Source organism: Bradyrhizobium sp. CCBAU 51745 (genome assembly GCF_028128715.1).
GTDB lineage: Bacteria > Pseudomonadota > Alphaproteobacteria > Rhizobiales > Xanthobacteraceae > Bradyrhizobium > Bradyrhizobium manausense.
Genome location: NZ_LBJP01000078.1, coordinates 19,517 through 32,488 on the forward strand (window position 1 = coordinate 19,517; position 12,972 = coordinate 32,488).

Here is a 12,972-nt window from a genome sequence, read left to right on the forward strand (position 1 = left end):
TAAACCCGGCGACGTGAGGTGACTAAGCAATGTCTGCTTTGTCCCTATAACGACCGACTTCGGGCGGCAGCGCATATGTCGCGATGGGCCAACTGGACCTACGTGACCGGCCCACAACTCCAGCGCACGTGCACACGAAGTCCGAGCAAGGGTCGGGTAGAGAGACCCCCGGCTCGGCGAACTGTGCGCCGCTGCTGGCTCTGGGCCGCAAGCTGGACGTATCTCCGCCAAGTGATTTCGGAACGAAGTGCCTCGGGGCGACTTGGCTCGGTGAGACCGTCGCTCGCCGCCAACCAAACGGCGCATGTCGCGGATAGCCAAAGGTCCACCACCGGGCCTGCCGTTCTCCGAGCGCTCGCGCAGACAGCCAACAGTGGCGGTCTCCAGTTCCATAGATTGGGCAGCCGTGCCCGCACACGGAAAGCTGCGGAGGAGCAGGCGCTATTTCTGAATCTCGGCGCCGCATTGGCCGAAGGAGGCTTCGCTATGCCCCAACCCAAGGACATAGACCGCAGCCACAGTCGAGCAATTATGAAAGTGATCGGCCAGCAACTGCGTGCGTCGTTGAAGCTTGAGCCGGAACAACCGGAAAGCTTTAGAGGCCAAATCGAACGGCTGCGGGAATTGGAGGAACGGTCACCAGCAATTGTTCCCGCTGACGAGGATGGGCAACAACGCGGCTGAGGTCCGCTCTGTTTGAGTTGCTGCCGGCGCGACGGACACCGAGATTGCGTGTTTCATGAAGCGGGGTAGGCTGGAAATTTACTTGCGCTAATGCAGACCAGCCAAAGCGGTGACAGAATAGCTGTGCTGATTTTGGAACCTTGGGACCATCGTTAGAGGCCGATCCAATCTGCGACGGAGCCAGCATGCCGCGCTACTTCTTCCATATCTCTGATAGCTCTTCGCGGGATGATGCCGGCACTGAGCTCCCCGACATTGCAGCCGCACAAGCTGAAGCCGTGCAAATGAGTGGCCAAATCATCAAACAAGGCTCAATGGGAAATCTGTGGAAGAACATTCCGTGGGAGATGAAGGTAACCGACGGTCCATTACCACACGGCCGGACGCTCTTCGTTCTGCGGTTTACCGCACTTCAATCTGAGCCTCCCTCCTAAGGGCGTGGTTTGCTGCCGAGAATGCTAACAGCTCCGAGGTCATGTTCCCCCCGGAGTTTTGTGTTAGCGTATCGGCATTGCTGGCGTTAATGCAGGGTAGCTGGCAACTGAGAGCGTTGTGCTCCCGCCCCAGAACTCGGGTGCTGCAATGCCAAGCAAAATATTGATCAAACGGCTGCAAGCCGTTGTTGGACTCTCCGACGAGGACCGGACCAAGCTCGCGAACATGCCCCATACGGTGAAGGAATTCACTGACGGCGAGTACATCGTGCGTGAAGGAGACAGAGCGTCCCGGTGCGCCATCGTGATGAGGGGGTTTGTGTTTCGTCAGAAGGTCGTCGGCACCCGAGCCCAGATCCTGTCGATCTACCTGGCTGGCGATATGCCCGACCTGCACACTTTGCAGCTACCCGTCATGGACCACAATATTTGCAGTGCGGGTCCATCGACCGTTGGCTTTGTGCCGCACACCTATCTCAATGATATCCTGAGTGGCTCTCCCGGACTGGTTCACGCGCTCTGGCGCGAGACCCTTGTCGATGCCGCGATATACCGCGAATGGATTGCAAGCCTTGCCCGCGACGCGCGCTCACGAGTAGGGCACCTCATCTGCGAGCTTGCGGCGCGACTCGAAGTTGTCGGATTGCTGGAGGACGCCAGCTTTTATCTTCCATTCACCCAGCAGAACATCGCGGATGCCTGCGGTTTGTCCGTCGTGCACATCAATCGGACTATACAGGAGCTAAGACAACTCCGACTCATTGAGTGGGAGAGACGCACGTTGAAGCTGCTCCGACGGAAGGAGCTGGAGGAGCTGGCGGACTTCACGCCAGAGTATCTCCATCTCAGGGATGAAAAACTTTGACAGCCCAAACCTGCGCAATTAGGGGTATTGAACCTTGAACTGAAACCCTTCCGAGCACATGCGTACTATGCGGCTCGACGCGAGACACGTCTGGACGACACGGCGTTCGGCCCCTACAGGCCCCCGAACGCTAACAGCATAACGAGTCAGTCTGGGTCAATCGCGATGCTTTAGCCCCGTTAAGTTAGGTCGATAGCCGACATATCCTCGGCCGTGGATCGCGGCAGCGATGGGCCATAAGCGGAAGCCAGCGTTGAGAGACCCCAACTGAAGGAGCATTACTCGTCCCATATCAGCTGGTGGCATGCTTGGCAGCGATAGACGTAAGTCATGGTGCCTTTGGCAGTGTTGGGAAGCGTCAGGTAAAGTCGCGGAACCCCATCACAGCGGGGACAATGGCTGGGTGGTTCTCGCAGAGGCTGTTGAATCGGAGCCACGATCTTCTCCCAGTCTGAAGGCGGCGGGAGCACTCGTGTCTCTCTCGTCACCGACGCCTGGGCAACCTCGGCCGGTGATGTGGTACCTAACCCGAGCCGATCCTAGTTGGTTGCTAAGCTCTGGATTCGCGTGGAGGTACAAGCAGCCCGACCAACGATGCAGATTTTACTTTCCTTCAGATTTCACGATATCTGCAAGGTTTTCAAGCTGGTGCCCCAGTGCTACCCAGCTCCTTGAAATGCTCATGAGTACCGCAGAGCGCCTTGCTGAATTTTTCGGATCGGCTCCTTGGATTTTAAAGTCAGCCGCATACGCTCTGCATTGTTCAATGGATGGCATTTGCGCTCCTCCGCATAGATGTGGAAAGTCTCGCCGATAGGTGGCTTTATTGCTTGTATCGTTCGGTCTCAAACGAGAAACCGGCTGTTAGCACTGGTCCGACCGCGTCGCGGACTTCTACTGCCATCTGATGGCCTAGCTGAGATTTCGCTTTCGTCCATATCGTTTGCTTAGTCATACTTCCCAATGCCCGTGCGGCCTCGATCTGCACTGCTTTGAGATTGGATAGTTCCAGCCCCTCCTCATCGGGATAGAGGTCTGCGCCATCGCGCATGTCGAAGAAGTAAATTGTCATCTTGGCGCTCCCAATTTTAGGCGGGAGCACACGCGGTCTCTCAGCCACCGACGCCTCGGACTCGGTCGGTGATGCGAATGCAATTCAGGGAGCCTCGGTTGGTTGCTAGCTAACTGAATATAGGTGCACAGAGGTCAGACTTTACGATGGCGGCTGCAGTCCCGGTGAGGTCAGCCATTTGTTCATCTCTCCAGCAACGTCGATCTGCTTGGCCTTCCGTAAAAGTTCCGTCCGCCGGACTCCAAGGGGCATTCCCTTGGCCTGTGCGCGCAGACTGTTTGCCTCTTGCGCGAGACGATACTCGAAGGTCGATGAGTGTGCCGGGGATCGTTGAGTCGACATACTTATGCTCCGCTGCGGGTTGAGCGGGAGCGCAATACAATGCGTTCACATCACCGATAGATGCTAAGGGCCGCTCGCTGGTGGCGAGAGAGTGCGCCCTTTTCGGATAGATAGCCACGCATTGTTTTAATTTGCGGAACCATTTGGAAGGTTCCGCTTTTTTGGTCGCCTCCGACTGCTCAGGATTCTCTCCCGCTAGACACCCTTGGAAGGCTGTCGGACCTGATGATGTACCTCATTATCTACTTTGCAGAAGCCGCGAAAACCACCCTCCGTTAGCCGCAGGCATGGTCATTCGCGTCGATTTGTGTGATCAGCGGCGAGCGCCAGATATGGCTTGCGCCCACGGGGCGCAACGAAGCCGTTGACCGTGTGCTCGATGCCATTCCCGAAGGCTGGACCGCCTCCTTAGTTCAGCGGGAGCTGGGCGCCGACGACGCGGCAGCGTTGAAGATGACCAGGAGAGGTCCGACAGCATAAAGTGTCCTGAGATCGTAACTGCGGGATAGGTCGAAAGCATGGGCCTATTGAGGTGTCGGAAATGATTGCGACCGGTCGTGTGACTTGGTTCAAATTGGAGAAGAAGTTTGGTTTTGTAACTCTGGACTCGGGGGAAGACGCCTTTCTGCATATAGCTGTCCTAAAGACCGCAGGGTATGTGACGCTTCCGGCGGGGACCACTGTGCAAGTTAGGGTCGCTAGGGACGGGTCTAAGCTCCGGATTGCCGAGCTTGTATCGGTGGATACCAGCACTGCTGATGGCGGTGAGCCGCAGCCTGTGATGCGAAAGCGTGGAAGGGAGCCCACCGCTGAGGGATAGACGTCAACGCAACCACCTAGCTCCTGCTGGCGGCTTTACGCGATCTACCTTTTGGTACGAGTCTACATCCGCGCTGAGTCCGCTGCGGGTCATTTTCGATGCATTTGGCAGGGATTGAGGACTGGTTGATGTCCGCTCCTGTCCGTAAGCGCCGTACCAAGAGCGGGCCAGGAGAGTTGCGTTTGGCCGGACTGCCGTGATTCAAGCTCCCGAACTGGGGACTCGAATCATGCGCTACGAACTCGCCGACCATGAATGGACCGCCATCAAGCCGATGCTGCCGAACAAGCCGCGTGGCGTTCCTCGGGTGAACGACAGACGGGTCCTGAATGGCATCTTCTGGGTCCTCCGATCAGGAGCACCTTGGCGTGATCTGCCGACGGCGTTTGGCCCATACACCACTTGCTACAACCGTTTCGTTAGGTGGCGGCGGGCCAATGTTTGGGGCCGCATCATAGAAGCGCTTGCCACTGCCCATGATGCCGCTGTCCAAATGATCGACACCTCCATTGTCCGCGTGCATCAGCATGGAGCCTACATCACAAGGAACCAGCGCCAATCGATGGGAAGGTCCCGCGGCGGCTTGACGAGCAAAATCCATGCGGTGGTCGATGGCAATGGTCTGCCGGTACGGCTGGCGCTGAGCCCGGGTGAGGCCCATGACGTTCGACTCGTCGGAAAACTGCTGTCTCGTCTGAAATCCGGGTCGATGCTGCTTGCTGACCGTGGGTATGATGCGGACTGGATCAGGGAGCTTGCCATGAAGAAGGGCTAGCGGTTCTTCAACAGGATCAAACAATGTCGTCGGGTGGCGACGCGCTACGATAGGCTCGCCGCCAACTACCTCGCATTCGTTCAACTCGCGTCAATCCGGCTATGGCTGCGCCTTAATGAGTCCGCGTCCTAGATCTTCCCGCTGCCGCAGATGCCCTTCAGCGCCTGCCATTCCTTGTCCGTCAGCAGCGGCGGGCCGCTGGCGGGACGGTCTTCCTTGGTCATGCGGGCGAGGCGGTCCTCGGTGAGCGGATGGCTCGCCAGGATATTCGCAAGGCCCGAGCCGCCTTCCTTGCCGGTGATGCGGAACATCAGCTCGGCCGCGGGCTTCGGCGAGCGGCCGAGCTTGTGCATGAGCTCGATCGCGAAGGTATCGGCGCCGGTCTCGGCCTCACGCGAATAGGAGGCCTCGACCACGCTGCGCGAGGCGAAGATCACGGCGGAGGAGCCGGTGACGTCGCCGAACAACAGGCCGATCAGGAACGAGGTGCCGCCGTTGTAGATCAGGCCGCGCATGTTGTCGTGATGCTTGAGATGGCCGAGCTCGTGGGCGAGGATGCCGGCGAGCTCGTCGGGAGTTTCGGCCTTGTCGAGCAAGGCACTCAGCACGTAGACCTTGCCGCCCGGCAGCGCGAACGCATTCGGCACCGAGGTTCGCAGCACACCTGCCGTCATGGCATCGTCGTCGAGGCCGGCGGCATCGCGCAGGCGGTTGACGAGCTTGCGGAACGCCGCCTGACCGGCTGCGTCGCCGCAAGCCTCGCCGCGAAAGATCGTTTTCACCTGCACCTCGGAGGCATCGCCGATGCGCCGCTCGATCGGTTTCGGCACCAGCGGCGCGAGGCGGTCCGCGGCCAGCGGCACGCCGAACAGCACGACGCAGACGATGGACACGGCGGCGGCAACCGACCAGCCCACGATTTTTGCAACACCGCGCGCGGTGGTCTGGTGCTCGTCGATGCGAGGGCAGCGTGCGACGAGATCGGCACCGAGCGCCGCGTCGCGAATCTCGAGCCGCGCCAGCGGCGGCGCAGATGTCGAGGTCAGGCGCAGGATGCCGGCCGGACTGTCGGCGCGACGGATCTCGTCATAGGCCCAGCGCGTGACGGCCGGGCCTGCCTGGACGTCGCCGGGCTCGCCGATCTCGAGCGCGTCACCGAGCGTCAGCACGACCTGGCGCCGGCGGCTCGACAAGCCGTCGAAGAAGATCGCCTTCTGTCCAGGCCTGGACTCGGCGCCGGGCCCAGCGGTCACATCGCTCACGGCTCAAAATCCTGCGACATCGAGACCATCGGCAAAACCCTCGCCGAGCGCGCTGGCGAGCTCGCCGCTGGCGCGGACGTCGGCCACGGCTCCGATATCGTGCACCTCGACGGTCTCCAGCACCTTGGCCCAGAGATCGCGCTGAAGATAGACCCGCATGATGATGTTCATCGCAAGCGCGAGCGCGAAATAGCCGATCACCATCACCACCAGCATCGGAATGCTCTTGGCGGCATGGCCGGGTCCGAACAACTGCTCGGCCGGCACGCCGGTCAGCTTGACGGTGAGCACGGTGGCTCCGCCGAGATAGGCACCGAACAGGATCGAGAGCAGCACCCACCAGCCGACCATCTTCCAGTAGAGGCCGTAGAAGGCGTTGTGCGGCAGGTCCGAGGACAGGCTGACGCCGCCGATGCGGATGCCGTTCAGCCACCAGCGCCATTCGCGCGCCTTGAACTCGGCATAGAGGAACGGCGCAAGCGGAAGGATCAAGACCGCGATCGGAGTGAGCAGCCAGATCCACCAGCCGCGCTTGAAGAACTCCCAGCCGCTACCTTCGAAGTCGCCTTGCAGGTCGCCGAAATGCGTGTGCTGCATCTTGTAGCGCTCCAGCGACGCCTCGCGCCATGGCAGCGCCAGGCCGAGCGTCAGGAACACCAGGACGCCCCACAGCATCGCGCGGAACGAATAGGCCCAGCCGGAGCCGTCCATCCAGAAGCGCACCCCGCGCCAGACCGTGCGCGTCAGCCGATACCGGCGCGCGCGAAAGATCGCGAACTGGCCGAAGGCGTAGAAGGAGATGAACAGCGGCGTCGAGGCAAAGCCCTGCCAGCGCTCGAACTCGATGCCGACGAGGAAATAGGCGAGATAGATCGGCATCAGGATCGCGAGCGCGAACAGAAAGCCGACCAGCAGCTCCTTGGCGCGGCCGGTGTATTCGGCAGCGTCGCCGTCGATGGACGTGTTCGACCACAAATGGCGGCGGATGTCGGTAACGAGCCAGAACCGATAGAAGCCGAAGGTCACGAGCTCCAGCATGGCACCCTTGGTCACCATCTTGCGGAACTCGGTGCGACTGCCGGTGAAATCGACCCGTGTGGGCGGCAACGGCGGCGGGACCGGTTCGGAAGGGCCGATGGGGGCCCATTGCATGTCGTTCACGGCGGCAACCTCGGGATGCGGAGCGTTCTCGCTCAATCTATAGATCAGAGATTAGTCGATCCCCAACATGGGCGGGTTCGATTTACCCCGGTTTCGAGCGATTTCTGATAGGATTTCGCTGACTGAGCGTGCTGGAGATCACGTTCGTGAATGTCCCGTAGCCGGGATGGAGCGAAGCGCAATCCGGGGCAGTGTCAATGACCGCGCGAATCCCGGATAACGCCTGCGCTCCATCCAGGCTACGCACCTCATCTTGCGGCAAAACTGTCCCTTGCTCCGACGCACGTAACGCGTTGTAATTGTGGTTCAAATACCGCAGAGCAGAATTCACAAAAATCGCGGTCGACGTCAGGGAGAACGGTCATGCACGGGACCATGGAAAGCGCGGCAAAGCTCGACGCATTGCGCGAGCGCGCGTCATCGCTTCCGCTGGAGCATTCGATCCCGGTGACCCCGAGCTGTTCAGGACCGATACGTTCTGGCCCTATTTCGACCGGCTGCGCCGCGAAGATCCCGTGCACTATTGCAAGGACTCCATGTTCGGACCGTACTGGTCGGTGACGCGCTACAACGACATCATGGAGATCGAGACCAATCATGCGGTGTTCTCCTCGGCGTCGGCACTGGGCGGCATCACCATCCGCGACATCGATCCGGACCTCCGGCGCGAAAGCTTCATCTCGATGGACCCGCCGCGTCACGCCGCGCAGCGCAAGACCGTGGCGCCGATGTTCACGCCGACGCATCTGGACAATCTCGCGATCAACATCCGCCAGCGCTCGGCCGAGTGCCTGGACAATCTGCCTGTGGGCGAAGTGTTCGACTGGGTCGACCAGGTCTCGATCGAGCTGACCACCCAGATGCTCGCCGTGTTGTTCGATTTTCCCTGGGAGGACCGCCGCAAGCTGACGCGCTGGTCTGACATCGCCACCACGATCCCCGGTCCTGACGGACTGGTCGCGACCGAGGACGAACGGCAGGTCGAGCTGACGGAATGCGCGCAGTATTTCGCGCGGCTGTGGAAAGAGCGCATCGAGCAGCCGCCGAAGAGCGACCTCTTGTCGATGATGGCGCACAGCGACGCGACGCGCCATATGGACGCGAAGAACTTCCTCGGCAATCTCATCCTCTTGATCGTCGGCGGCAACGACACCACGCGAAACACCATGTCGGGCTCGCTTCTCGCGCTGAGCCAGCATCCGGAGCAATACCGCAAGCTGCGCGAAAACCCCGATCTGCTCGACAGCTTCGTGCCCGAGGTGATCCGCTGGCAGACGCCGCTCGCGCATATGCGCCGCACCGCGCTCACCGATTTTGAATTCCGCGGCAAGCAGATCAAGAAAGGCGACAAGGTCGTGATGTGGTACGTCTCGGGCAACCGTGACGAAGAGGTGATCGAGAAGCCCTACGACTTCATCATCGACCGCGCCCGCCCGCGCACGCATCTGTCCTTCGGCTTCGGCATCCACCGCTGCGTCGGCCTGCGGCTTGCCGAGCTCCAGCTCAAGATTATCTGGGAGGAGATCCTGAAGCGGTTCGACCATATCGACGTGGTCGGCGAGCCGAAGCGGGTGTATTCGAGCTTCGTGAAGGGTTTGGAAACGCTGCCGGTCAAGATTGCGGCGTGAACGAAGAAGTCTCCCTTTCCCCGTTCCCACGGGGAGAGGCGAAGAAGGAACCAACCTGGAGCACCACAATGAACATCCAAGCGCCGGTTAAAGTGCACAAAGCCGAACGCATGCGGCGCGCGCGTGAGGAGGCCTATACGACGCCGCTTTCGCAATTCCACCCCGGTGCTCCCAGGCTGTTCCAGGACGACACGCTGTGGCCGTGGTTCGAGCGGCTGCGCAAGGAAGAGCCGGTGCATTACTGCACCAACGCGCCGATCGAGCCGTACTGGTCGGTGGTGAAATACAACGACATCATGCATGTCGACACCAATCACGGCATCTTCTCCTCGGACTCGACGCTCGGCGGCATCGCGATCCGCGACGTGCCTGAGGGCTACGACTATCCGAGCTTCATCGCGATGGACCAGCCGAAGCACTCGGCGCAGCGCAAGACCGTGTCGCCGATGTTCACCCCTCAGCATCTGGACGAGCTGGCCAAGCTGATCCGCCAGCGTTCGCAGACCGTGCTGGACAATCTGCCGCGCAACGAGACCTTCAATTTCGTCGAGCGCGTCTCGATCGAGCTGACGACGCAGATGCTGGCGACCCTGTTCGACTTCCCCTGGGAGGAACGGCGCAAGCTGACGCGCTGGTCCGACGTCTCGACCGCGCTGCCCAAGAGCGGCATCGTCGCCTCGGCCGAGGAGCGCCGCCGCGAGATGGACGAGTGCTACGCCTACATGTCCAAGCTGTGGAACGAGCGCGTCAATTCCGAGCCGCGCAACGATTTGCTGTCGCTGATGGCGCACAACCCGGCGACACGCTACATGGACCCCGACAATCTGATGGGCAACATCATCCTGCTCATCGTCGGCGGCAACGACACCACGCGCAATACCATGACGGGCTCGGTGCTGGCGCTGAACGAGAATCCCGAGCAATACGACAAGCTGCGCGCCAACCCCGCGCTGATCGACACCATGGTGCCCGAGGTGATCCGCTGGCAGACGCCGCTGGCACATATGCGCCGCACGGCGCTGCAGGACACCGAGATCGGCGGCAAGCAGATCAAGAAGGGCGACCGCGTCGTGATGTGGTACGTCTCGGGCAACCGCGACGAGGAGATGATCGAGCGGCCGAACGATTTCATCATCGACCGCGCCCGCCCGCGCACCCATCTCTCCTTCGGGTTCGGCATCCACCGCTGCGTCGGCATGCGGCTCGCCGAGCTGCAGCTGCGCATCGTCTGGGAAGAGATGCTGAAGCGGTTCGACCGCATCGAGGTGGTCGGTGAGCCCAAGCGGATCTATTCCAGCTTCATCAAGGGATATGAGACGCTGCCGGTGAGGATTCCGGGCTGAGCTCGCTGTCGCGGCATACTCCGTCATTGCGAGCGCAGCGAAGCAATCCAGACCATCTCCGCGGAGGGATTCCTGGATTGCTTCGCTGCGCTCGCAATGACGATGTTGATGCAGTTGCGGTCGCAACAAGGGCAATCTCGTAGGGTGGGCTAAGGCGCCCTTGCGCCGTGCCCACGATCTCTCGCCAATCGCGACAGGTGGTGGGCACGCTTACGCTTTGCCCACCCTACGATAGCTGTGCGTCCGGCATGCACCCACAGCGGCGGCTCGCGGACCCCGCGTTATAAAATTCCGGCATGACAGCTCGCACAACATGCGATGGGCCGGCCGCAGGCTTGTGTCCTAAGCATTCACCGCAGGGTCAACTCAGCTTGATGTCCCACACGCCATCCTTGCGGCAGGCGGCGACCTCGTCGCGCAGGAGTGCGGTGATGGCGAGGGACGCCGTGGAGGCCGGGCGCTCGATCGGAGAGGCGAAAATGAGCTCGCGTGTCATCGGCTTGGAGACGATGGCGGTTTCCAGCCGCCCGTCGGCGACCTCGGCATGGACCGACGAGGGCGGCAGCAGCGCGAAGCCGAGGCCTTCCGCGACGAGGCTCGTCAGCACGCGGAACGAATCCGCCTCGAGCTGGACGTTGAGCTTGATCTTGCGTTGCGCGGCGGCGTGCTCGATCAGCGCGCGGAGGCCGTGGGAGTGACTGGGCAGCACCAGGCGCTGCCGCAGCACCCAGCCGATATCGACGCTCTTCTTGCGCGCAAGGCCGCAGCCGCGCGGGCCGACCGCGACGATGTTGTCGCGTCCCAGGCTCTGCACGTTGAGATGCAGATCGGCGGAGCGGCCGTACAGGATGGCGAGATCCATCTCGCCGCGATGCAGCCATTCGACCAGATGGCCGCTGTAGCTCTCGACGATGCGCAGCGAGATGCCGGGAAACGTCTCGACGCAGCGCCGCGCAAAGCGGGCCGACAGCACGCAACTCACGGTCGGAACCAGCCCGAGCACGACCTGTCCCGAGGGCGGTCCCTTGGCCGACTGGATGTCGTCGCGGATCTGGTCGATCTGCCGCACGATGCCGGAGGTGCGCGCCAGCAGAAGCCGGCCGGCCTCGGTCAGCACCATGCCGCGGCCGTTGCGGGTGAACAGTTCCGCGCGCAGCTCGTGCTCCAGGAGCTTGATTTGCCTCGACAGCGCCGGCTGCGCCACGCGCAACGTGTCGGAGGCCTTGGAGAGGCTGCCGAGCTCCGCCACGCAACTGAAGGTCCTGAGCTGCCGGAAATCCATACTTGCCAATCCTGGAAGGCTGCTCCATACGCTATAGCAAATGAGCATAGGGGGCTGGCGATGTTTTCACAACGCCAGAGGATCGGCCGGCGTTATCTTGACTGCCGCACCAAACAGGAAACGCCATGAGCGAACAACACCACAGCGAAGATTACGCCGACATCCGCGAAGCCGTCGGAAAGCTCTGTGCGCAGTTTCCCGGCGAATACTGGCGCAAGCTCGATCGCGAGATGGCCTACCCGAAGGCCTTCGTCGACGCGCTGACCGAGGCCGGCTATCTCTCGGTGCTGATCCCGGAAGAGTATGGCGGTGCCGGCCTGAAGCTGTCCGCGGCTGCGGCGATCCTCGAAGAGATCCAGCGCGCGGGCTGCAACGGCGGCGGCTGTCATGCCCAGATGTACACGATGGGCACCGTGCTCCGGCACGGCAATGCCGAGCAGAAGGCAAAATACCTGCCGAAGATCGCCAGCGGCGAACTGCGCCTGCAGGCTTTCGGCGTCACCGAGCCGACCAGCGGCACCGACACCTCGTCGCTGAAGACCTTCGCGCGCAAGGAAGGCAACGACAGCTACATCGTCAACGGCCAGAAGATCTGGACCAGCCGCGCCGAGCACTCCGACCTGATGGTGCTGCTGGCGCGCACCACGCCGAAGGAGCAGGTCAAGAAGCGCACCGATGGTCTGTCCGTGTTCATCGTCGACATGCGCGAGGCCAAGAACAACGGCCTCGAGATCCGCCCGATCCGCACCATGATGAATCACGCCACCACCGAGGTGTTCTTTACCGACATGAAGGTGCCGGCGGAGAATCTGATCGGCGAGGAAGGCAAGGGCTTTCGCTACATCCTCTCCGGCATGAATGCCGAGCGCATCCTGATCGCCGCCGAATGCGTCGGCGACGCCAAGTGGTTCATCGCCAAGGCGACTGCTTACGCCAAGGAGCGCGCGGTGTTCGGCCGGCCGATCGGGCAGAACCAGGGCATCCAGTTTCCGATCGCCAAGGCCTACGCCTCGATGCGCGCGGCCGAACTGATGGTGAAGGACGCGACGCGCAAATACGAGGCAGGGCTCGACTGTGGCGCGGAGGCCAACATGGCAAAAATGCTGGCGGCGGATGCGTCCTGGGAAGCGGCGAATGCCTGCATCCAGACCCATGGCGGTTTTGGCTTTGCCGAGGAATATGACGTCGAGCGCAAATTCCGCGAGACGCGGCTCTATCAGGTCGCGCCGATCTCGACCAACCTCGTGCTGTCCTATGTCGCCGAGCATGTGCTCGGCATGCCCCGCTCCTACTGAGGTCGCACC

At 61.5% G+C, this 12,972-nt stretch carries 10 protein-coding genes and 2 pseudogenes; 8 read left to right on the forward strand and 4 right to left on the reverse strand.

Annotated elements, in window-relative coordinates; all coding sequences use genetic code 11:
• The first annotated feature begins 486 nt into the window (after window positions 1–486).
• The 3 genes from XH98_RS20595 (at window position 487) to XH98_RS20605 (ending at window position 1,983) form a co-directional block, all read left to right on the forward strand.
• Window positions 487–684 carry a hypothetical protein gene (locus XH98_RS20595; protein ID WP_271619714.1) on the forward strand — a complete coding sequence of 66 codons (198 nt, stop codon included), beginning with the start codon at window positions 487–489 and terminating at the stop codon, window positions 682–684.
• 185 nt (window positions 685–869) lie between these two features.
• On the forward strand, window positions 870–1,118 hold the full coding sequence (locus XH98_RS20600; protein ID WP_220005119.1) for a DUF6894 family protein: 249 nt from the start codon (window positions 870–872) through the stop codon (window positions 1,116–1,118).
• A 148-nt stretch (window positions 1,119–1,266) separates the two neighbouring features.
• Window positions 1,267–1,983 carry a Crp/Fnr family transcriptional regulator gene (locus XH98_RS20605; protein ID WP_271619715.1) on the forward strand — a complete coding sequence of 239 codons (717 nt, stop codon included), beginning with the start codon at window positions 1,267–1,269 and terminating at the stop codon, window positions 1,981–1,983.
• An 823-nt stretch (window positions 1,984–2,806) separates the two neighbouring features.
• Here the strand turns inward: XH98_RS20605 and XH98_RS20610 are convergent.
• Complete coding sequence (locus XH98_RS20610; RefSeq protein ID WP_128968237.1) at window positions 2,807–3,055, reverse strand: DUF6894 family protein; 249 nt, start codon at window positions 3,053–3,055, stop codon at window positions 2,807–2,809.
• Window positions 3,056–3,938: 883 nt separating this feature from the next.
• Between XH98_RS20610 and XH98_RS41170 the strand changes: the two genes are divergently transcribed.
• Both XH98_RS41170 and XH98_RS20615 read left to right on the forward strand, forming a co-directional pair.
• A complete protein-coding gene (locus XH98_RS41170) occupies window positions 3,939–4,217 on the forward strand; it encodes a cold-shock protein (RefSeq protein ID WP_442868612.1) in 279 nt (92 codons plus the stop codon).
• Between the two features lie 229 nt (window positions 4,218–4,446).
• Window positions 4,447–5,124, forward strand: a pseudogene (locus XH98_RS20615) (IS5 family transposase).
• Here the strand turns inward: XH98_RS20615 and XH98_RS20620 are convergent.
• Window positions 5,121–6,254, reverse strand: a complete 1,134-nt coding sequence (locus tag XH98_RS20620; RefSeq protein WP_271619716.1) for a M48 family metallopeptidase — start codon at window positions 6,252–6,254, stop codon at window positions 5,121–5,123. The pseudogene XH98_RS20615 and the gene XH98_RS20620 overlap by 4 nt on opposite strands.
• A gap of 3 nt (window positions 6,255–6,257) precedes the next feature.
• Entirely contained in the window at window positions 6,258–7,406 is a 1,149-nt protein-coding gene (locus XH98_RS20625; RefSeq protein ID WP_271619769.1) for a YjgN family protein, read from the reverse strand.
• 372 nt (window positions 7,407–7,778) lie between these two features.
• Here XH98_RS20625 and XH98_RS20630 point away from each other — a divergent pair.
• Together XH98_RS20630 and XH98_RS20635 are read left to right on the forward strand one after the other, a co-directional pair.
• A pseudogene (locus tag XH98_RS20630) lies at window positions 7,779–9,043 on the forward strand (cytochrome P450).
• 68 nt (window positions 9,044–9,111) lie between these two features.
• Window positions 9,112–10,386, forward strand: a complete 1,275-nt coding sequence (locus tag XH98_RS20635) for a cytochrome P450 (RefSeq protein ID WP_271619717.1) — start codon at window positions 9,112–9,114, stop codon at window positions 10,384–10,386.
• A gap of 361 nt (window positions 10,387–10,747) precedes the next feature.
• On the opposite strand, the gene XH98_RS20640 is transcribed toward XH98_RS20635, so the two are convergent.
• The gene (locus XH98_RS20640; protein WP_271619718.1) at window positions 10,748–11,668 is read right to left on the reverse strand and encodes a LysR substrate-binding domain-containing protein; all 921 of its coding nucleotides are present in this window, start codon (window positions 11,666–11,668) and stop codon (window positions 10,748–10,750) included.
• Window positions 11,669–11,793: 125 nt separating this feature from the next.
• Here XH98_RS20640 and XH98_RS20645 point away from each other — a divergent pair, with 125 nt between their 5' ends.
• The gene (locus XH98_RS20645; protein WP_271598423.1) at window positions 11,794–12,963 is read left to right on the forward strand and encodes an acyl-CoA dehydrogenase family protein; all 1,170 of its coding nucleotides are present in this window, start codon (window positions 11,794–11,796) and stop codon (window positions 12,961–12,963) included.
• Window positions 12,964–12,972: the final 9 nt, after the last annotated feature.

What these genes read in the sequence shown, in the direction of transcription:
- XH98_RS20595 (WP_271619714.1), top strand. Translation starts at nt 487, where the DNA reads ATGCCCCAACCCAAGGACATAGACCGCAGCCACAGTCGAGCAATTATG.
- XH98_RS20600 (WP_220005119.1), top strand. Translation starts at nt 870, where the DNA reads ATGCCGCGCTACTTCTTCCATATCTCTGATAGCTCTTCGCGGGATGAT.
- XH98_RS20605 (WP_271619715.1), top strand. Translation starts at nt 1,267, where the DNA reads ATGCCAAGCAAAATATTGATCAAACGGCTGCAAGCCGTTGTTGGACTC.
- XH98_RS20610 (WP_128968237.1), bottom strand. Translation starts at nt 3,055, where the DNA reads ATGACAATTTACTTCTTCGACATGCGCGATGGCGCAGACCTCTATCCC.
- XH98_RS41170 (WP_442868612.1), top strand. Translation starts at nt 3,939, where the DNA reads ATGATTGCGACCGGTCGTGTGACTTGGTTCAAATTGGAGAAGAAGTTT.
- XH98_RS20625 (WP_271619769.1), bottom strand. Translation starts at nt 7,406, where the DNA reads ATGCAATGGGCCCCCATCGGCCCTTCCGAACCGGTCCCGCCGCCGTTG.
- XH98_RS20635 (WP_271619717.1), top strand. Translation starts at nt 9,112, where the DNA reads ATGAACATCCAAGCGCCGGTTAAAGTGCACAAAGCCGAACGCATGCGG.
- XH98_RS20640 (WP_271619718.1), bottom strand. Translation starts at nt 11,668, where the DNA reads ATGGATTTCCGGCAGCTCAGGACCTTCAGTTGCGTGGCGGAGCTCGGC.
- XH98_RS20645 (WP_271598423.1), top strand. Translation starts at nt 11,794, where the DNA reads ATGAGCGAACAACACCACAGCGAAGATTACGCCGACATCCGCGAAGCC.